The 20,354-nt window shown below is 65.9% G+C and carries 23 protein-coding genes; 12 read left to right on the top strand and 11 right to left on the bottom strand.

Translation table 11 applies throughout. The features are described from left to right. The first annotated feature begins 80 nt into the window (after window positions 1-80). The 8 genes from E4S58_RS04085 (at window position 81) to E4S58_RS04050 (ending at window position 8,322) form a co-directional block, all read left to right on the top strand. Entirely contained in the window at window positions 81-1,001 is a 921-nt protein-coding gene (locus tag E4S58_RS04085; protein WP_136635022.1) for a phosphoadenosine phosphosulfate reductase, read from the top strand. Window positions 1,002-1,045: 44 nt separating this feature from the next. Continuing rightward, complete coding sequence (gene pyrC / locus E4S58_RS04080) at window positions 1,046-2,080, top strand: dihydroorotase (RefSeq protein ID WP_136635021.1); 1,035 nt, start codon at window positions 1,046-1,048, stop codon at window positions 2,078-2,080. A gap of 67 nt (window positions 2,081-2,147) precedes the next feature. Next, window positions 2,148-2,828: an orotate phosphoribosyltransferase gene (locus tag E4S58_RS04075; protein WP_136635020.1), complete on the top strand. Its 681-nt coding sequence runs from the start codon at window positions 2,148-2,150 to the stop codon at window positions 2,826-2,828. 402 nt (window positions 2,829-3,230) lie between these two features. Continuing rightward, window positions 3,231-4,727 carry a replicative DNA helicase gene (locus E4S58_RS04070; RefSeq protein WP_136635019.1) on the top strand — a complete coding sequence of 499 codons (1,497 nt, stop codon included), beginning with the start codon at window positions 3,231-3,233 and terminating at the stop codon, window positions 4,725-4,727. A gap of 78 nt (window positions 4,728-4,805) precedes the next feature. Then, on the top strand, window positions 4,806-5,630 hold the full coding sequence (locus tag E4S58_RS04065) for a DUF1194 domain-containing protein (protein ID WP_240789452.1): 825 nt from the start codon (window positions 4,806-4,808) through the stop codon (window positions 5,628-5,630). A gap of 124 nt (window positions 5,631-5,754) precedes the next feature. Beyond that, entirely contained in the window at window positions 5,755-6,798 is a 1,044-nt protein-coding gene (gene alr / locus E4S58_RS04060) for an alanine racemase (protein WP_136635018.1), read from the top strand. 55 nt (window positions 6,799-6,853) lie between these two features. Beyond that, complete coding sequence (locus E4S58_RS04055) at window positions 6,854-7,579, top strand: MlaE family ABC transporter permease (protein WP_136635825.1); 726 nt, start codon at window positions 6,854-6,856, stop codon at window positions 7,577-7,579. Beyond that, window positions 7,576-8,322, top strand: coding sequence for an ABC transporter ATP-binding protein (locus E4S58_RS04050; protein WP_136635017.1), 747 nt, complete (start codon window positions 7,576-7,578; stop codon window positions 8,320-8,322). The genes E4S58_RS04055 and E4S58_RS04050 overlap by 4 nt, the downstream gene beginning before the upstream one ends. 95 nt (window positions 8,323-8,417) lie before the next feature. Here the strand turns inward: E4S58_RS04050 and E4S58_RS04045 are convergent, their stop codons facing one another. From E4S58_RS04045 to E4S58_RS04010, 8 genes are all read right to left on the bottom strand, one after another. Beyond that, the gene (locus E4S58_RS04045) at window positions 8,418-8,789 is read right to left on the bottom strand and encodes an iron chaperone (RefSeq protein WP_136635016.1); all 372 of its coding nucleotides are present in this window, start codon (window positions 8,787-8,789) and stop codon (window positions 8,418-8,420) included. A 5-nt stretch (window positions 8,790-8,794) separates the two neighbouring features. Further along, on the bottom strand, window positions 8,795-9,436 hold the full coding sequence (locus E4S58_RS04040; RefSeq protein ID WP_136635015.1) for an SDR family NAD(P)-dependent oxidoreductase: 642 nt from the start codon (window positions 9,434-9,436) through the stop codon (window positions 8,795-8,797). Window positions 9,437-9,493: 57 nt separating this feature from the next. Further along, entirely contained in the window at window positions 9,494-9,748 is a 255-nt protein-coding gene (locus E4S58_RS04035; protein ID WP_136635014.1) for a pilus assembly protein PilP, read from the bottom strand. 179 nt (window positions 9,749-9,927) lie between these two features. Beyond that, a complete protein-coding gene (locus E4S58_RS04030; protein WP_136635013.1) occupies window positions 9,928-10,545 on the bottom strand; it encodes a LysE family translocator in 618 nt (205 codons plus the stop codon). A 19-nt stretch (window positions 10,546-10,564) separates the two neighbouring features. After that, a complete protein-coding gene (purF, locus tag E4S58_RS04025) occupies window positions 10,565-12,016 on the bottom strand; it encodes an amidophosphoribosyltransferase (protein WP_240789498.1) in 1,452 nt (483 codons plus the stop codon). 183 nt (window positions 12,017-12,199) lie between these two features. Then, window positions 12,200-12,754: a CvpA family protein gene (locus E4S58_RS04020; RefSeq protein WP_136635011.1), complete on the bottom strand. Its 555-nt coding sequence runs from the start codon at window positions 12,752-12,754 to the stop codon at window positions 12,200-12,202. 44 nt (window positions 12,755-12,798) lie between these two features. Next, complete coding sequence (gene radA, locus E4S58_RS04015; protein WP_136635010.1) at window positions 12,799-14,163, bottom strand: DNA repair protein RadA; 1,365 nt, start codon at window positions 14,161-14,163, stop codon at window positions 12,799-12,801. A 14-nt stretch (window positions 14,164-14,177) separates the two neighbouring features. Next, on the bottom strand, window positions 14,178-14,633 hold the full coding sequence (locus tag E4S58_RS04010) for a paraquat-inducible protein A (RefSeq protein ID WP_136635009.1): 456 nt from the start codon (window positions 14,631-14,633) through the stop codon (window positions 14,178-14,180). 205 nt (window positions 14,634-14,838) lie between these two features. Here E4S58_RS04010 and surE point away from each other — a divergent pair, with 205 nt between their 5' ends. The 4 genes from surE (at window position 14,839) to E4S58_RS03990 (ending at window position 18,041) form a co-directional block, all read left to right on the top strand. Continuing rightward, entirely contained in the window at window positions 14,839-15,621 is a 783-nt protein-coding gene (gene surE, locus E4S58_RS04005; protein WP_136635008.1) for a 5'/3'-nucleotidase SurE, read from the top strand. Beyond that, complete coding sequence (locus tag E4S58_RS04000) at window positions 15,618-16,268, top strand: protein-L-isoaspartate(D-aspartate) O-methyltransferase (RefSeq protein ID WP_136635007.1); 651 nt, start codon at window positions 15,618-15,620, stop codon at window positions 16,266-16,268. Before surE ends, E4S58_RS04000 begins: the two co-directional genes overlap by 4 nt. A gap of 103 nt (window positions 16,269-16,371) precedes the next feature. Then, window positions 16,372-17,571: a LysM peptidoglycan-binding domain-containing M23 family metallopeptidase gene (locus E4S58_RS03995; protein ID WP_240789451.1), complete on the top strand. Its 1,200-nt coding sequence runs from the start codon at window positions 16,372-16,374 to the stop codon at window positions 17,569-17,571. A gap of 113 nt (window positions 17,572-17,684) precedes the next feature. Further along, complete coding sequence (locus E4S58_RS03990; RefSeq protein ID WP_136635005.1) at window positions 17,685-18,041, top strand: YigZ family protein; 357 nt, start codon at window positions 17,685-17,687, stop codon at window positions 18,039-18,041. A gap of 3 nt (window positions 18,042-18,044) precedes the next feature. Here the strand turns inward: E4S58_RS03990 and E4S58_RS03985 are convergent, their stop codons facing one another. The 3 genes from E4S58_RS03985 to tatB are packed head-to-tail and all read right to left on the bottom strand — an operon-like array spanning window position 18,045 to window position 20,351. Beyond that, complete coding sequence (locus E4S58_RS03985; RefSeq protein WP_136635004.1) at window positions 18,045-18,887, bottom strand: ATP-binding protein; 843 nt, start codon at window positions 18,885-18,887, stop codon at window positions 18,045-18,047. Then, window positions 18,880-19,824, bottom strand: coding sequence for a twin-arginine translocase subunit TatC (gene tatC / locus E4S58_RS03980; RefSeq protein ID WP_136635003.1), 945 nt, complete (start codon window positions 19,822-19,824; stop codon window positions 18,880-18,882). Before tatC ends, E4S58_RS03985 begins: the two co-directional genes overlap by 8 nt. Further along, entirely contained in the window at window positions 19,821-20,351 is a 531-nt protein-coding gene (gene tatB / locus E4S58_RS03975; RefSeq protein WP_136635002.1) for a Sec-independent protein translocase protein TatB, read from the bottom strand. Before tatB ends, tatC begins: the two co-directional genes overlap by 4 nt. Window positions 20,352-20,354 lie beyond the last annotated feature (3 nt).

Here is a 20,354-nt window from a genome sequence, read left to right as displayed (position 1 = left end):
ACGCCGGCCCCGGGCCGCGGTGACGGACACAAGAATTGTATTTCAGGCGTAGAAACGCCGTTGCACCGCAAGGACCCAAGATGGACGGAAATTTCCCGCGCACTGACCTGTCTGGCCTCGACAAGCCCGAATGGACCCGTCGGGTGATGGAGCGGGCCGAGATGGAAGGCGCCGCCGACAAGCTGGGCCGGTCGCATTTCGCCGCCTTCATCAAGTCGGGCAGCACCCTTCTGGTGACCTTCGAAACCGTTCAGGGCATGCGTGGACTGACCGACAGCGCGCAGCCGCTTGGCTGGCATCTGGCACAGCGTCAGGGGTGGTCGCACCTTCTGCTGGCCTGTGACGGCGACACCTGGTTCCGCGCGCCCGAGGTCTATGACTATTTCGACCAGCTGATCGACGATGGATTTTTCGACGAATTCGACACGGTCATGTTCTATGGCGCCGGGCCCTGTGGCTATGCAGCGGCGGCCTTTTCGGTCGCGGCGCCGGGCAGCACCGTGGTGGCGATCCAGCCGCAGGCGACGCTGGATCCGCGCGTCACCGAATGGGACGACCGGTTCACCCACATGCGGCGTACCGATTTCACCGACCGCTTCGGCTTTGCACCCGACATGATCGACGGGGCCGCGCGCGCCTATGTCATTTATGACCCGGCGGAATCGCTTGATGCGATGCATGCGGCGCTGTTCACCAAGCCGAACGTGACCAAGTTGCGGATGCCCTATATGGGCGAGGCGCTGCAAAGCCACCTTCTGTTCATGAAGCGGCTGTTCCCGATGCTCAGGGCCGCCGCCGACGGGCGGCTGGATACGGCGCATTTCGCGGGGCTCTACCGTGCGCGGCGCAGCCACCTACCCTACCTGCGGCGGTTGCTGACCCGGCTTGAAGCGACCGACCGCGACCGTCTGACCGAAGCCCTGTGCCGTCATGTCACTGCCCGGTTCACTGCGCCGCGCTTTGCCCGGCGGCTGCGGATGCTCGAGACCGGGGAAGAGTGACGCGCGGGCTTCCCAACGCCGCCGCAACGGGGTAATCGCGGGGCATGACCGATAGCCTCACGATCCGCCGCCCCGACGACTGGCACCTTCACCTGCGCGATGGCGCGATGATGGAGGCCGTGCTGCCCGAAACCGCCCGCACCTTCGCCCGCGCGATCGTGATGCCGAACCTGGTGCCGCCGGTGGTCACCGGGGCGCAGGCCGCCGCCTACCGCGACCGGATCGTCGCTGCCCTGCCCGACGGCATGGCGTTCAAGCCGCTGATGACGCTTTACCTGACCGAGGACACCGATCCCGAGGACGTGGCGCAGGCCCACGCTGACGGCATCGCCACCGCGGTCAAGCTCTACCCGGCCGGGGCCACGACCAATTCGGCCTCGGGCGTGCGCAACTTTGAAAAGGTGCGCCCCGTGCTGGAAAAGATGGCCGAGATCGGGATGCCGCTGTGCATGCACGGCGAGGTCACGACATCCGAGGTCGACATCTTCGACCGCGAGGCCGTGTTCATCGACACCGTGCTGGATCCGATCCGCCGCGCGACGCCGGGCCTTCGGGTGGTGATGGAACATATCACCACCTCGCAGGCGGCCGATTACGTGCGCGCGAACGACAAGGATCTGGGCGCGACGATCACCACGCACCACCTGTTCATCAACCGCAACCACATCCTCGTGGGTGGGATCAAGCCGCATTACTACTGCCTGCCCGTCGCCAAACGCGAGGAACACCGGCAGGCGCTGGTGGCCGCCGCGACCTCCGGCGACGCGCGGTTTTTCCTTGGCACCGATTCCGCGCCGCATCCCGATCATCTCAAGGAACATGCCTGCGGCTGTGCGGGCTGTTTCACCGCGACCAACACCATGCCGCTTCTGGCGCAGGTCTTCGACGACCAGAAGGCGCTCGGCAAGCTCGAGGCCTTCGCATCGCGCAATGGCCCGGAGTTCTACCGCCTGCCGGTGAACGACGACACGATCACCCTGACGAAATCCGACACCCCCACGACCTTCCCCGCGAAGATCGACTGTGCGGCCGGGCCAGTCACGGTCTTCGATCCCGGCGTGCCGGTCTACTGGTCCTGACCTTCATCTTTCTCAACAATACTCCCGCCGGAGGCATCCGACGGCTCCACCCGCGAAAGGCCCTGACATGATCCCCGCCAGCTACCCCTCCGCCGAAGAGATCGCCCGCCTCACCGCAAGCATGCTGCTGGATATCGAGGCGGTTCATTTCAATTCGACCGACCCTTTCACGCTGGCCTCGGGCCTGCCCTCGCCGACCTATATCGACTGCCGCAAGCTGATCTCTTTCCCGCGCATCCGGTCGACGCTGATGGACTTCCTGGCCTGCACCGTCATGCGCAATGCGGGGCTGGAGGCATTCGACAACATCGCGGGCGGCGAGACCGCCGGCATCCCCTTTGCCGCGCTGGTCGCCGAACGCATGGCCCTGCCCATGACCTACGTGCGCAAGAAGCCCAAGGGGTACGGTCGCAACGCCCGGATCGAGGGGGCCATGACCGAAGGACAGCGGGTGCTGCTGGTTGAAGACCTGACCACCGACGGCGGGTCCAAGATCTCATTCGTCGACGCGATCCGCGACACCGGGGCGACCTGTGCGCATACCGCCGTCATCTTCTACTACGGCATCTTCCCCGAGACCGAGAAGACGCTTGGCGACCATGGCGTGTCGCTGCACCACCTTTGCACCTGGTGGGACGTTCTGGCCGAAGCGCGCCGTCGCGGCACCTTCGACACCGCCACGCTGGACGAAGTGGAAAACTTTCTCAACGCGCCGCGCGCCTGGCAGGACGCCCGGGTGAAAGGTTAACGAATCGCGCGGCACGCCGAAGACAGGCGTGGCCGCCGCGTTAATTCTTTTATCCAATGACACCTATACGAAAGCATAGGGCGCGCTTTTTCTGACGGCGCGCCTTTTGTGTCATCACGTCACCCCGCCGCCTATGGAACCCAACTAAATCCGGAATAAGCAGCGACTTCTTCCGCCAGATATGGTAGGAAAAAGATATGCTCGCGTTATCCACAGGGTTTTCCATATTGCTTCGTTCACGAAGCTTAATGTATCTCCTGAAGCCACCAAATGGTGACCGCGCGGGCGATACGGGGTGTCTGCGCAGGGTGGTAGATTGCAATACGTTAAGGACTTCCGGAGTGCTGGCAAAGGGTCAGCCCTGTTGATGAAGTCGTGTATAAGGGACGGGGACGAGCAGCCATGAACGACGTCGCGTTTTTCAACGCCGCAGGCACACCTACGCCTGAAGTTGCGCAGGCCGACACGGTTCCGCATTCGATCGAGGCCGAACAGCAGCTGCTGGGCGCGCTTCTGACGAACAACGATGTCTATGACCGCATCGCCTCTCTGATCACTGCCGACCATTTCTATGAACCGGTTCACGGCCGCATCTACGAAGTCGCCGCCGCCCGCATCGCCAAGAACGCGCTGGCCACGCCGGTGACGCTCAAGGCGTTTCTCGAAGATGACGAGGGGCTGAGGGAACTGGGCGGACCGGGCTACCTGGCCCGTCTTGCCGGCGCGGCCATCGCGGCCTACGCGGTGCGCGACTATGCACAGATTATCTACGACCTTGCCATCCGGAGAGAGCTGATCTCTCTCGGGCATGATATCGCCGCAGAAGCGATGAAGGTCGACGTCAAGAACGAACCTAGAGAGCAGATCGTCAAGGCGGAACAAAAACTCTACAAACTGTCCGAAGCGGGCTCCGCCGAGACGGGGTTCCAGTCCTTCCTCAGCGCGGTGACAGAAGCGGTGAACGTCGCCAATGCCGCCTACCAGCGCGAAGGGGGACTGGCCGGTATTTCCACAGGTCTGATCGACATGGACAAGAAGCTGGGCGGATTGCACAAATCCGACCTTCTGATCCTCGCGGGCCGTCCCTCCATGGGGAAAACATCGCTGGCGACGAACATCGCGTTCAACGTCGCCAAGGCCTACAAGCGCGGCGCCCTGCCCGACGGCACCGAAGGCGCCGTGCAGGGTGGCGTCGTGGGCTTCTATTCGCTTGAAATGAGCGCCGAACAGCTGGCCGCCCGTGTCTTGGCCGAGGCGTCGGAAATCTCGTCGCACAAGATCCGTCAAGGTGACATGACCGAAGCCGAATTCCGGCGCTTCGTCGAGGCCGCCAAGACGCTCGAGGCCTGCCCGCTGTTCATCGACGACACGCCGTCGATCCCGATCGCCCAGCTGGCGGCGCGGGCGCGGCGCCTGAAGCGGACGCATGGGCTTGACCTGCTGATCGTCGACTACCTGCAGCTGGTGCGCGGCACGGCCGAGAACCGGGTGAACGAGATCGCCGAGATCTCGATGGGTCTCAAGGCCATTGCCAAGGAGCTCAATATCCCCGTGATCGCTCTGTCACAGCTGTCGCGTCAGGTGGAAAGCCGGGACGACAAGCGGCCGCAGCTGTCGGACCTTCGGGAATCGGGCTCGATCGAACAGGATGCGGACTGCGTGATGTTCGTGTTCCGCGAAGAATACTATGTCGAACGGGAAAAGCCTTCGGACGACCGTCTGGACGAAATGGCCGCCTGGCAGGACCGCATGGCGCATCTGCACGGCAAGGCCGAGGTCATCATCGGCAAGCAGCGTCACGGCCCGATCGGATCGGTCGAACTGTCGTTCGAATCCGAATTCACCCGCTTCGGCAACCTCGTCAAGCCTTGGCAGCAAGGCGGCGACGCGGGCTACTGACCCACAGGTCGCATCACCTTTTCGTAAGGCCACCGGTTTTTCTGGACAGAAAGGCCCGGGCGGCGCGACACTTTTCGGATGTGGCGCCCCCTAGTCCTTCTGGCCGCGATGTCCCTTGCCGCCCCTGCCCTCGCGCAGGAGCCCTGGAACCCTGACGCCATCGAGGTCGACGTCGAACTGCTGCTGCTGGTCGATGTCTCGCGCTCGATGAGCGAACGGGAGCTTGAGATCCAGCGGCGCGGCTATGCCGAGGCGTTGGTGTCCTCCGACGTGCTTGCAGCCATCAACAGCGGCATGCTGGGCAGCGTCGCGATCGCCTATGTCGAATGGGCGGGCCGGACGTCGCACCGCATCGTACAGGACTGGGCAATCATCCGCACCCGCGAGGACGCCGAGGCCTTTGCCGATGTCATCGCCCTGACCCATTCGCCGGGGATGCGACGCACCTCGATCTCGTCGGCGCTGACGGTCGGTGCCGATTATTTTGCGCAGAACGATTTTGCCGGTCTGCGTCGGGTGATCGACGTGTCGGGCGACGGGCCGAACAACGATGGCGGGCCGGTGATCATGGCGCGCGATGCGGTGGTCGCGCAGGGGATCACGATCAACGGGCTGCCGCTGATGACCCGCGACGGCATGGGCGGCATGTGGACGATCGACAACCTTGACCAGTATTACCGCGACTGCGTGATCGGCGGCCCCGGCGCCTTTGTCGTGCCGGTGTTGGACTGGTCCGAATTTGCCGCCGCGGTGCGCAAGAAACTGGTGCTGGAAATCGCCGGGCCGGTCCAACCGCCCCGGATCGACCGTCCGGTTGCCCCGCAGGTCCGGCCCGCACAGGCCAGCGATTGCCTGATCGGCGAAAAGATCTGGGACCGCTACCGCGACAACTGGGAGCCGTAGGCACGGCCTGCCTTTCGCCTCTCGGTCGTAGCGGACGCCCCCCGCATCGCCGCCCCCTTGCCCATGGCGTCGCGCCCCGGCAATTCCGCTTGCGAAGGCCCTGCCCGACCGTCAAAAGACCCACATGAGCACCGCACGTCTTACCGTTGATCTCGATGCCCTCGTCTCGAACTGGCGGGCGCTGGATTCCATGACCCCCGCCACGACGGAGACCGCCGCCGTCGTCAAGGCGAACAGCTATGGTCTGGGGGTGCAGCCGGTCGGACGCGCGCTGGCCAAGGCCGGGGTCCGGCGGTTCTTCGTCGCCGTTGCAGAAGAGGGCGCGGCCCTGCGCGATGCCCTGGGACCGAACGTCGAAATCAGCGTCTTCTCGGGCCACATGCGCGGTGACACGGACATGATCGGCGATCTGAACCTTGTGCCGATGATCAACTCCATCGACCAGATGGTCCGCCACGTCGAAGCCCTGCCAGGCCATCCCTTCGGCATCCAGCTTGATACCGGCATGAACCGCCTGGGCATGGAGGCCGAGGAATGGCTGGCCCTGCGCGACACCGCGCTCGAGCTTGACCCGACGCTCATCATGTCGCACCTGGCCTGCGCGGATGAACCCGACCACCCGATGAACCGCCAGCAGCTTGAGACCTTCCTGGCGCTGACCGACGGCACCGGTGTGCCGCGGTCCCTGTCGGCCACGGGCGGCATCCTGCTGGGGCCGGAGTATCATTTCGACGTCACCCGCCCCGGCATCGGCCTTTACGGCGGCCTGCCCTTCACCGAGGCGATGCCTGTCGCGCGGCTTGACCTGCCGGTCATCCAGGTCCGCACGGTGCAGGCGGGCGAAACCGTCGGCTACGGCAACACCTGGGTTGCGGACAGGCCCAGCAAGATCGCGACCGTGGCCGCCGGATATGCCGACGGCATCCACCGGATCATGGGCCCGAAGACCTCGCTCTTTGCAGGGGACGATCCCTGCCCGATCCGGGGTCGTATCTCGATGGACCTGATCGGCGTGGACATCACCCACCTCGACGAGGAACCGCAGGGCCTGACGCTGCTGGGCCCGCAGCAGACCGTCGACATGATCGCCGACAACGCGGGCACCATAGGCTACGAGGTCCTGACATCCCTCGGGCGGCGCATGTCGCGTCGCTACAAGGGGGGCTAAGGGCTTGGGTCGGCTGCTTGGCGGGATCGGCGCGCGGGTTCTGGCCGTGCTCGCCATGGTCGGCCGGGTGTCGATCTACGCCGGTCAGGTGCTGCGCCACCTGCTGACCCCACCCTTCTACGGTCGTGAATTCCTGTCGGCCCTGATGAACATCGGCTGGCTGTCCCTTCCTGTCGTGGGGCTGACGGCCGTCTTCACCGGCGGCGCGCTTGCCCTGCAGATCTATGCGGGCGGATCGCGGTTCGACGCGGCGGCGGTGGTGCCGCAGATCGTGGCCATCGGCATGGTGCGCGAACTGGGTCCGGTGCTGGTCGGGCTGATGATCGCGGCGCGGGTGACCTCCTCGATCGCGGCGGAAATCGCCACGATGAAGGTGACCGAACAGATCGACGCGCTGGTGACCCTGTCGACCCATCCGATGAAGTACCTGACCGTGCCGCGCGTGCTGGCCGGGCTGGTCACGGTGCCGGTGCTGGTCGGCATCGGCGACGTGATCGGGATCTTCGGCGGCTACCAGGTGGCGGTGCGCTCGCTTGGCTTCAATTCGGCCACCTACCTGCAAAACACCATCGACTTCCTCGAACCGCTCGACGTCATCTCCTCGCTCGTCAAGGGCGCGGCCTTCGGGGTGATCGCGACGGTGATGGGCTGCTATTTCGGCATGAACTCGGGGCGGGGCGCGCAGGGCGTGGGCCAGGCGACCAAATCCTCGGTCGAGGCCGCGTCGGTGCTGATCCTTGCCGCGAACTTCGTGCTCACGGGGGTGTTCTTCTCGGCATGATCCGGTTCGACGATGTTCATAAGGCCTTTGGCGCCAACCAGGTGCTGCGCGGCGTGACGCTCGAGGTGCCGCAGGGCACGTCGATGGTCATCATCGGCGGCTCGGGAACCGGCAAATCGGTGCTGCTGAAAAGCGTGCTTGGCCTCGTGACGCCGGACAGCGGCGCGATCACCGTGGGCGGCAAACCGGCGATGGCGGGGGATCGCGATGCCTTCCTTGCGCGGTTCGGGATGCTGTTCCAGGGCGCGGCGCTTTTCGACAGCCTGCCGGTCTGGCAGAACGTCGCCTTCCGCCTGCTGCGCGGATCGCTGAAACGCCCGAAGGTCGAGGCGCGCGAGATCGCGATCGAAAAGCTGCGGCGCGTCGGGCTGACGCCGGACGTCGCCGACCGCTTCCCGGCCGAGCTTTCGGGCGGCATGCAAAAGCGCGTGGGCCTGGCCCGCGCCATCGCGGCCGAGCCCGAGATCATCTTCTTCGATGAACCCACCACCGGGCTGGACCCGATCATGGCGGGCGTCATCAATGACCTGATCCGTGAAATCGTGGTCGAGATGGGGGCGACGGCCATGACCATCACCCACGACATGACCAGCGTCCGCGCCATTGCCGACCGGATCGCGATGCTGCACGGTGGCAAGATCCGCTGGACCGGGCCGGTCACCGACATGGATGCCTCGGGCGATCCGTACCTGGACCAGTTCATCCACGGCCGCGCCGAAGGGCCGATCGAAGCCGTGCGATGACCCGGCCCGCACCGGGGCGCGTCTCAAGGCTTCTTCTGGTCGAAAATACCTCGGGGTGAGCGGCGCAGCCGCGAGGGGCAGCGCCCCTCTCCGCGCTAGCCCAGCTCCTCCAGCCTCAGGTGGATCAGACGGTCGGTGACGCGATCGTCCGGCACCGACCCGATGCCGATGTGCAGGGCGCTCTTGGTCTGGCTCAGCCCGCGTGTTTCCGCTTTCATCCTGCCCAGTACCGTGCCGGAGTGCGGGTAAAGCGCCAGGTGATCTTTCCAGGCGGCGTAGCCCAGCAGCATCTTGCCCTGCCCCCGCCCTGACAGGATGCGGAACCCGGGCATGCCGTAGGAGATCACCTCTTCGGCCGCCACGCCCGCATGGGCCACACGGGCGGCCAGGTACTTGCGCAGGGTTTTCAGGGCCTTGGCCTGCGCCTCGGGCTGCTGAGCGATATAGCTGGCAACCTCCGCGCTCATCTGCGTCAGCCCAGCAAGGCCAGAAGCCGTGCGGCTTCTGCGTCGGGATGCGTCAGGGCCGACCGGTCTTCGCCGGGATAGAACCGGGCACGGGTGGCCGTCGGCATCGGGCGGGGTGTCAGCACATGCACCTTCGGCCCGGACTTGGCGCTTTCCTCGGCCCAGGCGCGGGCCAGCGTGATCTGCGACGCCTTGGTCGCCCCGTAGGGCCCGTGGAACTTCGCGTCCTTCTCGGCATCGTCGAAAAAGACCGCACGGCCTTCGGTGCCCAGAAGCGGCGCGATATAGGGGATCAGGTGGCCCATGGCGGTCACGTTGGCCTCGACCGACTTGGCCCAGTCCTTGGCGTCCATATGCGCGACGGGCGTCAGCGGGGCCGCGTGGATCGCCGTGTGCGCCCAAAGGGCGACACCGCCCCAACGGTCGTGGATCGACCGGCACAGCTGCGCCATGGCATCGGGTTTGGTCACGTCCATCGGCGCCAGGGTCGCCTGCCCCCCGGCGGCCTGGATCGCATCGTCCAGCTCTTCCAGGGCGCCGACCGTGCGGGCGACGGCAACGATGTGATGGGTCGGGGCCAGGGCCTTGGCGAGCGCGGCACCAAGGCCACGCGATGCACCGGTGATGAGGGCGATCTGTTGGGTCATGGCTGCGGTTTGGCCGCTTTGCGCAACTGCGTCAAGAGACCCCGCACCAATGCCCGCCTAGCCGCCCGGCATGGTCAGGGTTTCGACGCTGCCGAAACTGCTGACCTGCACCATGCCGCTGCCGATCGCCCGGACCTGCGACAGCCCGATGCGGTCGCCCGGGCGGACCTTCTGGATGTTCCCGCCCGAGGTGCGGATCAGTGCCTTCGGCCCGTCGGGTTCGACCATCGTGCCCAACAGCGCCAGCGACCCGAGGTCGAGCGCATTTTCCCGCGTTGCCAGTTTCGCGACGTTTTCCGGTGTTCCGGCCATGGATGCCTCTTGTCTTTGACACGCCTGTGGTGGCGTGCGGCGCGGCATGACAAAGCGCGTCGGGAAAGGAAATGGGGCATTGGGTCCGGTCTCGGCCTGCGGCAGATCGGCGCCGACGGGGCGGGCGCCGTTCAGCGCCGGGTTGCCGAGCACGCAGTTGTGACCGCGTGCCGCAGGTGTCAGGCGCGACCGGGCTGGCGGCTGACCAGAAGCAGCAGACCAAACAGGATCATGCCCACGCCCGAGGCGCGCTGGAACCAATGCAGGCGATGCGCGGCGAAACTGGCGGCCCAGGCCCCGGCGAGCGCGTAGATGCTGATCGCACACAGCTCCAGCCCCAGGAAGATCGCGCCAAGGGTCGCGTAGCTTTGCCAATAGGCGGCGGTGTCGACGAACTGTGGAAAGAAGGCGGCGAAGATCAGGATGGCCTTGGGATTGCTGACGGCGGCCAGCGCCTCTCGTCGCAGGGCGGTGCGGAAACTTGGCGCCTGTGGACGGCCCGCACCAGCGCCCCCCTCGGGACGCGACCCAAGCAGGCGGATTCCCATCCAGACCAGGTAGAGCGCGCCGATCACCTTGATCACGCCGAACAGCAGGGCCGAGGTCGACAGGATCACCCCCAGCCCGAGGGCGCTGGCGGCGATCATCGGCACGAAGACCGCGATGCGCGAAGACGCAGCACCGATGGCGAACCCTGCCCCACCCTGCGCACCGTGGGTCAGCGCCAGCAGGTTGTTGGGACCAAAGGCCAGGTTCAGTGCAAAGCAGGCCGGGACGAACAGCAGAAAATCGGTCATGTGTCCCGGGCCTTGCGGGTCATTCGGCTGCCTTGAGCTCGAACCCCTTGTCGATCATGTCCGACGGCGCGACCGGGTATTCCCCCGAGAAACAGGCGTCGCAATATTGCGGACACTTGTTGTTGCGTCCCTCGGCCGCACCGACGGCCCGGTAGAGGCCATCGAGCGAGATGAACTTGAGGCTGTCGACCGCCAGGTGATCGCGCATCTCGTCTTCCGACATGGTGGCCGCCAGCAGCTTTTCGCGCTGCGGGGTGTCGACGCCGTAGAAGCACGGCCAGGCGGTCGGCGGAGAGGCGATGCGGAAATGCACCTCGGCGGCGCCTGCATCCAGGATCATCTCCTTGATCTTGCGCGAGGTCGTGCCGCGCACCACCGAGTCGTCGACCAGGATCACCCGCTTGCCCTTGATGAGCGCGCGGTTGACGTTGAGCTTGAGCCGCACGCCCATGTTGCGGATCTGTTCGGTCGGTTCGATGAAGGTCCGGCCCATGTACTGATTGCGGATGATCCCCATGGCATAGGGGATGCCGGATTCCTGGCTGTATCCGATCGCTGCAGGGGTGCCGCTGTCGGGCACGGGGCAGACCAGATCGGCCTCGACCGGGTTTTCGCGGGCCAGTTCGACACCGATCTGGCGCCGGGTCTCATAGACTGACCGGCCACCGATGATGCTGTCGGGACGCGAGAAGTAGACATGTTCGAAGATGCAGAAACGCGGCGACTGGCGGCGGAAGGGGAACCGGCTGTCGACCCCCTTGTCGGTGATCACGACCATTTCGCCCGGCTCGACCTCGCGGACATAATCCGCGCCGATGATGTCCAGCGCGCAGGTTTCCGACGACAGGACCCAGCCATCGCCCACCTGCCCCAGCACCAGCGGCCGCACGCCAAGCGGGTCGCGCACGCCGATCAGCTGGGTCGAGGTCATGGCGACGACCGAAAACGCGCCTTCGACGCGGCGCAGCGCGTCTTCCATGCGTTCCGGCAGGCCCTTCTGCAGCGACCGCGCCATGAGGTGCACGATGCATTCGCTGTCGGACGAGCTTTGGAAGATCGACCCGCGTTCGATCAGTTCGCGCCGCAGGGCGTCGGCGTTGGTGATGTTGCCGTTGTGCGCGATGGCCGCGCCGCCCATGGCGAATTCACCAAAGAAGGGCTGCACGTCGCGGATCTGCGTCGCGCCCTTGGATCCGGCGGTCGAATAGCGGACATGGCCGATCCCGATCATGCCGGGCAGCGTGTCCATGATATCCTGCGAGGTGAAGTTGTCGCGGATGTAGCCAAAGCGGCGGGCCGAATTGAACCCGTGTTCGACATCATGCGTGACGATGCCGCCGGCCTCCTGCCCGCGATGCTGCAGGGCGTGCAGGCCAAGCGCGACAAAGCTGGCGGCGTCAGTGACACCCACGGCACCAAAGATGCCGCATTCTTCCTTAAGCTTGTCGTCGTCCCAGGGCAGGCTGGGCAGGTCTTTTTCCGGTGCGTCCGAAGAGGCGGCGAGAGTGGCGGGGGTCTGGCGGGACAAGGCGGTCTCCGAATCCGTTCGCTTCCTTGGGCCCCTCATAGGACGAAGTTTCCCCGGTGTCACGAAAGGATCATAAATCTCTTCGCGCTATCGGGAAAACGTGATCCGACGCCGGAAAATCTGACGTTACTGGCTGCAGGTGCCGATCAGCTGTTCGTACTGGCGGGTGACCCAGCCAAGCGCCTGTTCGGGATTTTCCTGTTCGATCTTGCCGGTCAGCTGGCCAAAGACCAGCGCCGAGCGCGAGTTGTCGACGACATCGGTGTGCTGTGCCGAGAAGATCGTGTTGTAGACGAAGAACGCGATAGCGACCAGCAGCAGGCCACGCGCCACGCCGAACAGGAACCCTAGCGCCTGGTCCAGACCGCCAAGCGCGGATTTCTGCACCACGGCCGAAAACAGCGGCGTGAAGAGCGAGGCGATCAGCAGGACGATGGCGAAGACGGCGGCGAAACCGGTGATCATCGACAGTTCGCAGTTGTCCGAGATGAAGGGGCCGATGAAGGGGACCTCTTTCACCAGCGGCGCGACCTGCGGGGCGAAGATGAACGACAGGATGCCCGCCGCGATCCAGCCGCCGATGGCCAGCACCTCGCGGACGATGCCGCGCGAATAGGCCAGAAGCGCCGACAGGACGACTACAATCGCCACCACCGCATCGATGACAGTGAAACCTTCCATCTGATCGTCCTTTCGATCGCGCCGTCCCGCGCGGAAATGTGCGCCTATCCCGCGCCGAAGACCTCTCCGACGACGGCGGTCAGATCGGGCATTTCACGAAGGGACATGCCCCCGAACCCAGAAATCTTCCCCCCGGCCGGGGCTATGGCGGAGGAGAAACCAAGTTTCGTCGCTTCTTTCAACCTGTTTTCCGTCTGCCCGACCGGACGTAGCGCGCCCGAGAGGGAAATCTCGCCGAAAACCACGCATTCTGCGGGCAAAGCCGTATCTTCGCGCGCCGAAAGCAGCGCACAGGCCACCGCAAGGTCCGCCGCCGGTTCGCCGACCTTCAGCCCGCCGGCCACGTTGAGGTAGACATCCAGCCCCGCGAAAGGGATGCCGCAGCGTGATTCCAGCACCGCCAGGATCATCGCCAGACGCCCGCCATCCCAGCCCACGACAGTGCGGCGCGGCTGGCTGTGCGGCGTCGGCGCGACCAGTGCCTGGAATTCGACCAGCACGGGCCGCGTGCCTTCTATGCCTGCAAAAACCACCGATCCGGGCGCCGGGGTGCCGCGTTCGGACAGGAACAGGGCCGAAGGGTTGGTGACCTCGGCCAGCCCGCCTCCGGTCATCTCGAATACGCCGATCTCGTCGGCCGGGCCAAAGCGGTTCTTGACGCTGCGCAGGATGCGGAACTGGTGGCCGCGCTCGCCCTCGAAATAAAGCACCGTGTCCACCATGTGTTCGACGACGCGGGGGCCCGCGATCTGACCTTCCTTGGTGACATGGCCGACCAGGATCACGGCGGCGCCCCGCCGCTTGGCAAAGGTCGTCAGTTCTTGCGCGGTGGCGCGGACCTGGCTGACCGATCCCGGGGCGCTGTCGACGTTGTCGGACCACATGGTCTGCACCGAATCGATGATCACCAGGTCGGGCCGTTCGGCATCCAGTGTCGTCATGATGTCGCGCAGCGAGGTTTCGGTGGCCAGCTGCACCGGCGCATCGGTCAGCCCCAGCCGCGCGGCGCGCAGACGCACCTGGGCCGAGGCTTCCTCGCCCGAGATATAGAAGGTGCGCAGCCCCGTCGACGCAAAGCGCGCGGCGGCTTGCAGCAGCAGCGTCGATTTCCCGATGCCGGGATCGCCGCCCACCAGAATGGCCGACGCAGGCACCAGCCCGCCACCCAGCACCCGGTCCAGTTCCTCCATCCCCGAGGGGTGGCGCGGCGGCGGGGCCTCTTTCGCCGAGAGGTCGGTGAGGATCAGCTTGCGGCCCTTCGGACCCTTCAGCGCCTTGCCGGGGCCTGCGGACAGCGGCGCTTCCTCGACCAGGGTGTTCCATTCACCGCAGCCTTCGCATTGCCCCGCCCATTTGGGGAATTGCGCGCCGCAGGATTGGCAGGTGTAGGAGATCTGGGGTTTGGCCATACTACATCTGTGCCTCAGGCCACGGGCGTGGTCAATGCGGTGCAGGCCTTGGTCCAGTGCGACAGGCCAATCGACGCCAGGACGCAGCCGGTGAAGAGGTACAGCCCCCAGGCGGTTTCCACCCGGCCGATGCCGATGCCCTTGGCCAGGGTGATATAGAGCGCGATGAGAAAGACATCGGCCATGGCCAGCCGTCCCAACCCCGTCAGCGGCCCCAGCCACCGCGCGCCGATCCGCCCCGTGTGGATCAGCGCCAGTGCGACGGTCTTGGCCATGGGCGCGACGATGGCAAAGAGCGCGACCAGCAAGGCCAGCACCCGGTCCGTGTCCCACAGTGACACAAGCCCCGAGAGCACCGAGATCTCGGACAGGCCGAACAGCGGCAGTACGCCCGCCCGCGCCAGCGGCGCGGCCCATGACAGCGGGAAGAGAACCAGCAGGCTGAGGTTCAGGATCAGGGGAAGGCGCATCCGGGGGCTCCGTCTTTTGCCCCAGATGGGGATTGCGCCCGGGGGATGCCAGCCGCGCGGGGCCGTGGCGTTTTCCGGGGCATTGTCCGGGGCCGAAGCCAGGCGTTGCACGAAAGGCCCCCCTGCCCGTCGCCGCACCGCTGCTGCCTTGCCCGTTCCCGCCGCGAAATGTATGGAAAGGCAAAACAGGCAAGCGGGGCGACAGATGCGCATTCTCATCACCAATGACGACGGTATCAGTGCACCCGGCCTGAAGGTTCTGCACGACATCGCCACCGACCTTGCCGGCCCGGACGGAGAGGTCTGGACCGTCGCGCCCGCCTTCGAACAGTCGGGCGTGGGCCACAAGATCTCCTACACCCACCCCTTCATGATCACCAAGCTGGACGAACGCCGCTTTGCCGCCGAAGGCGCGCCGGCGGATTGCGTGCTGGCCGGCCTGCACGAGGTGCTGAACGGCCAGACGGTAGACCTGATCCTGTCGGGGGTGAACCGGGGCAACAACTCGGCCGAGAACGCGCTCTATTCCGGCACGCTTGGCGGCGCCATGGAAGGCGCGCTGCAGGGGCTGCCGGCCTTTGCGCTGTCGCAGTACCTTGGTCCCGACAACTTCCACATCGACAACCCGTTCGAGGCCGCGGCGGTGCATGGTGCCGGGGTGATCCGCAAGGTGATGGACGCCGCGCCCAAGAACACCGAAGACTACAAGCTGTTCTACAACATCAACTTTCCGCCCTGCCCCGCCGATGCGGTGAAAGGCACGAAAGTCGCCGCGCAGGGCATCCGGCCGCACACCAGTTTCCATGTCGAACCGCACCTGTCGCCTTCGGGCAAGAAGTTCCTGTGGGTGCGGGGCACCGATCAGCGGCAGCGGTCGGGCGACGGGACGGATGCGGCCGTGAACCTGGAAAACTACATCTCGGTCACGCCGATGCGGGCCGACCTGACGGCCCATGACGCCCTGGAGCCGCTGAAAGCCATCGAATGAGCGACGAGAGCCTCGCAGAACGCAAGATGCAGTTCCTCTTCACCCTGCGCACGCGCGGGGTGACCGACAAGCGCACGCTGGCCGCGATGGAAAAGGTCGATCGCGGCGATTTCCTGCGCGGGCTCTTTGCCGAACGCGCCTACGAGGACATGCCGCTGCCGATCGCCTGCGGCCAGACGATTTCGCAGCCTTCGATCGTGGGGCTGATGACGCAGGCGCTGCAGGTGGATCCGCGTCACCGCGTTCTCGAGATCGGGACGGGGTCGGGCTATCAGGCGGCGGTGCTGGCGCAGATCGCGCGGCGCGTCTACACGATCGACCGGCACCCGCGTCTTGTGAAGGATGCCGAGGTGATCTTTGACCGGCTGGGTCTTGGCAATATCACGACCTTCGCGGGCGACGGCAGCCACGGGCTGTCCGATCAGGCGCCGTTTGATCGTATCATCGTGACCGCCGCGGCCGAAGACCCGCCGGGGCCTCTCTTGGCTCAGTTGAAGATTAACGGTATTATGGTGCTGCCTGTCGGCCAGTCCGACACGGTGCAAAGCCTGATCCGCGTGTTGCGGACGGAAACGGGCTATGAGTATGAGGAACTTCGCCCGGTGCGCTTCGTGCCGCTGGTGGAAGGCCTTGCACGGGACGACTGACGGCGCGGGTGGCGCCACGGAATTCAATCCCCGGCAAACGGGGTGGTGAGGGACAGAGCAGATGCAGGACAAGTCGGGGAAAGTCCTCCGCCAGGCCGGAGTGATGCGCGCAATGCTGGCGGGAACGGCGCTGGTGGCGCTGGCCGCGTGCCAGAACGGGTTCGACATGGACGTGCGCGGAGAGCTGGGCGGCTTTTCGACGACAGACGCGGCGCGGACGGCCACGGTGGCGCGCCCCGCCCCCGACGATCGCGGCGTGATCTCCTATCCGAACTACCAGGTCGCGGTGTCGCGGCGCGGCGACAGCGTTGCGCAGGTCGCGGGCCGGGTCGGCGTCGATCCGCAGCAACTGGCCGATTACAACGGGTTGCGCACCGATGACATCCTGCGCAACGGAGAAATCCTGGCCCTGCCGTCGCGCGTGGCCGAACCATCGCCCGCAACCGGCGCGCCCGGTACCGGCCCCTACATGCCCGCGGGCCAGGTCGATATCGGCAGCATGGCCGGGGCCGCGCTGGACCGCGCCGGCGATCAGCGGGTCGAAGTGTCGACCCTGCCCGCCGCCCAGAGCCAGCTGACCGCGCCGGAGCCTGTCCGCCACAAGGTGGCGCGCGGCGAGACGGCCTATACGATTTCGCGGCTTTACGACGTGTCGGTCCGGTCGCTGGCCGATTGGAACGGGCTGGACGAAAATTACACCATCCGCGAGGGCCAGTTCCTGCTGATCCCCGTCGCGGTCGAGGATGTGCCGGTGCCCGTGGCCACGCAGCCGCCCGGCGTCGGGTCGCCGACCCCGGTGCCGCCAAGCGCCAGTGCGCCGCTGCCTGCAGAACAGACGCAGCCGATCACGCCGCCCGAACGCACGGCCAGCAGCACCGCTGCCCCTGCCCCGGCCCCCGCGCCTGCACCGACCGCCGCACCCGACCTGGGCCAGACCCAGACCGCTGCGCCGAAGGCCGCGATGGACTATCCGGTCAAGGGCCGGATCATCCGGGATTATTCCAAGGGCAAGAGCGACGGCATCGACATCGCCGCCGACAGTGGCACCGCCGTGCGCGCCGCGCAGGGCGGGACGGTGGCGGCCATCACCTCGGACGCGGACAACGTGCGCGTGATCGTGGTGCGCCACGAGGGCAAGCTGCTGACCATCTATTCCAACGTCGACAATATCGCCGTGAAGGAAGGGATGAGCGTTTCGCGCGGACAGAAGCTGGCCGAGGTGCGCAAGGGGTCGTCGCCCTACGTCCATTTCGAGGTCCGCAAGGGGCTCGAGGCGACGGATCCGATGGACTACCTGCAGTAGACCGGCGTGGGGGCTCTGCCCCCGCCCGTTCCGGGCTCCCCCGAGGTATTTTGGACCAGAAGAAGCCCCGGGCCCGGCTTGCGCGGCCCCGGCGGCTTGCGTAAGCCCGTCCCATGCGCAGCCTTGTGAACATCATCAGCGACCGGGGATCGAAATACGCGGTCTCGGGCGGGCCGTGCCAGTCCGAGGATGAGGCCAAGGCCTTTATCAAGGACCTTTGCCGAAACAAGAAGTTCGCCAAGGCGACCCACAACACCTGGGGCCTGCTGAGCGCCGACGGGCCCGTGAAGAACGACGATGGCGAGGCCGGGGCCGGCATGGTCATCCTGCGGATGCTGGAGCGCGAGGGGCTGCACGATCATATCGTGGTGGTGACGCGCTGGTACGGCGGCAAGCACCTGGGCGGCGACCGGTTTCGCCACGTGCAAGAGGCCGTGCGGATCTATCTTGAGGATCTGGCGAGCGGCTGACGCTCAGGCCAGTTTGACGCCGTGCCGCCCGGCGAGATCGGTGAAGAACTGCCAGGCCACGCGACCGGAGCGCCCGCCCCGGGTGGCCTGCCATTCGATCGCCTCGGCCCGGAGGGTGTCGGCGTCGATCGTCAGCCCGTGGGCCGCGCAATAGCCATCGATCATCGCCAGGAAATCGTCCTGATCGCAGGCATGGAAGCCCAGCCAGAGGCCGAAGCGGTCCGACAGCGACACCTTTTCTTCCACCGCTTCGCCGGGATTGATCGCCGAGGAACGTTCGTTCTCGATCATGTCGCGGGGCATCAGGTGGCGGCGGTTCGAGGTGGCGTAGAACAGCACGTTCTCGGGCCGCCCGGCGATGCCGCCGTCAAGCACGGCCTTCAACGATTTATAATGCTGGTCGTCGTGGCTGAACGACAGGTCATCGCAGAACAGCAGGAACCGGTGGTTGGCAGAACCGAGGATCTGCATCAGCCGGTCGACCGTGGGCAGGTCGTCGCGCTGCAGCTCGATGATCTTCAGATCATGGCCGCGTGCAAGAATTTCGGCGTGCACGGCTTTGACCAGGCTGGATTTTCCCATACCCCGCGCGCCCCAGAGCAGGGCGTTGTTGGCCGGGAACCCTTGGGCGAACTGCAGGGTATTGGCCAGCAGCGTGTCGCGGGACCGGTTGATCCCGACCAGCAGATCCAGCGCGACGCGTGACACCCTGGGCACCGGCACAAGGCGTTCGGGGTTCACGTGCCAGACGAAGGCGTCTGCCCCGGTGAAATCCGGCGAGGCCAGCGGCGCGGGCGCCATCCGTTCCAGCGCGTCGGCGATGCGGGTCAGGGCGTCGTCAGTCATTCTTCTTGTCGGTCTCGTCCGCGTCGAAGTCCTTCATCAGCGGGTCGTCCTTCAGAAGCGGGTCCTCGGCCATCTCCGCATCGGCGGCAGCTTCGGCGTCCTCTTCCTCGTCGTCATAGTAGCCTTCGGCGCGCAGGCGGGCTTCGCGCTTGGTCTCGACGCGACGGACCAGAAAGATCGAGATCTCATAGAGGCCATAGACCACCACAAACAGGATGACCTGTGTGATGACGTCCGGCGGCGTGACCAGCGCGGCCAGCACCAGGATCGCGACGACGGCGTATTTGCGCACGTTGCCAAGCCCTTCGGCGGACACCAGGCCCGCCTTGCCCATCAGCGTCAGCAGGACGGGCAGCTGGAAGCAGAGGCCGAAGGCGACGATGAACTTGATGGTGAGCGAGAGGTATTCCTGCGCCGAGCCCTGGAAGGCGATGCCCGCGATGCCGTTGTCGGCCGGGTTGTCCGACAGGACCGACCCGGGCTGCTGGAAGCCAAGGAAGAAGTCGAAGGCCAGCGGGGTCACGACGTAGAACGCGAAGGAGGCGCCGAGGAAGAACATCAGCGGCGAGGAGATCAGGAAGGGCAGAAAGGCCCCCTGTTCGCTTTTGTAAAGCCCCGGGGCCACGAACCGCCACATCTGGTAGGCGATGTAGGGAAAGGACAAGCAGAGCCCGCCGAGAAGCGAGATCGAAATCGCGACGAAGAAGCCTTCCTGCAGCTTGATCAGGATCAGCCCGCAATCGCCCGTCTGGCCGCGCGCGGACATGGCGTCGCACAGCGGCTGCGTCAGGAAGTTGAAGATCGGGTTCCAGACGGTGAAGCAGATCACCATGCCGATGATGAAGGCGACCGCCGAATGGATCAGGCGGGTGCGCAGCTCGGCCAGGTGTTCAATCAGCGGGGCGGAGCTGTCGTCGATCTCGTCTTGTGCGCTCATGTCTTGGTCCGGGCGTCGGTCGGGGCCGTTTCGGGCGCCTCTTTCGGGGCGCTGGCGGTGTCAGCCGGGGCATCGCCCTTGGCCTTGGCCATCGCCTTTTCCAGCGGCGCGGGGCCCTTGGCCGTCTCGGCCTCGGCCTCGGCCTTGGCGGCGGCTTCTGCGTCAAGGCGCGCCTGCGCCTTGGTGGCGGCGGCCTGGCGGATCTTTTCGGCGTTGTCCGCCCGATCCTTGGCCAGCTTGCCGGTTTCGCTGTCGGGATCCCACTTGGTGAAGTCGGTGGCGTCCTTCACCTTGTCGAGCCCGTACTTGGCAGGGTTGGACAGGCCGCGCAGGGTGTCAGTGGCCTCTTTCACGCCCGACTGGTCGGCGGCCTCTTCCATGGCGCGGGTGAATTCACGCGCCATGCCGCGGGCCTTGCCCACGAACTGCCCAAGCGTGCGGAACAGGACCGGAAGGTCCTTGGGTCCGACCACGATCAGGGCGACGATGCCGATGACCAGAAGCTCGGTCCAGCCCATGCCGAACATGGG

It is taken from the genome of Pseudooceanicola onchidii, from assembly GCF_004959925.1.
Taxonomy (GTDB): Bacteria; Pseudomonadota; Alphaproteobacteria; order Rhodobacterales; family Rhodobacteraceae; genus Pseudooceanicola; species Pseudooceanicola onchidii.
This window is presented reverse-complemented; position numbering and strand designations above follow the sequence as displayed.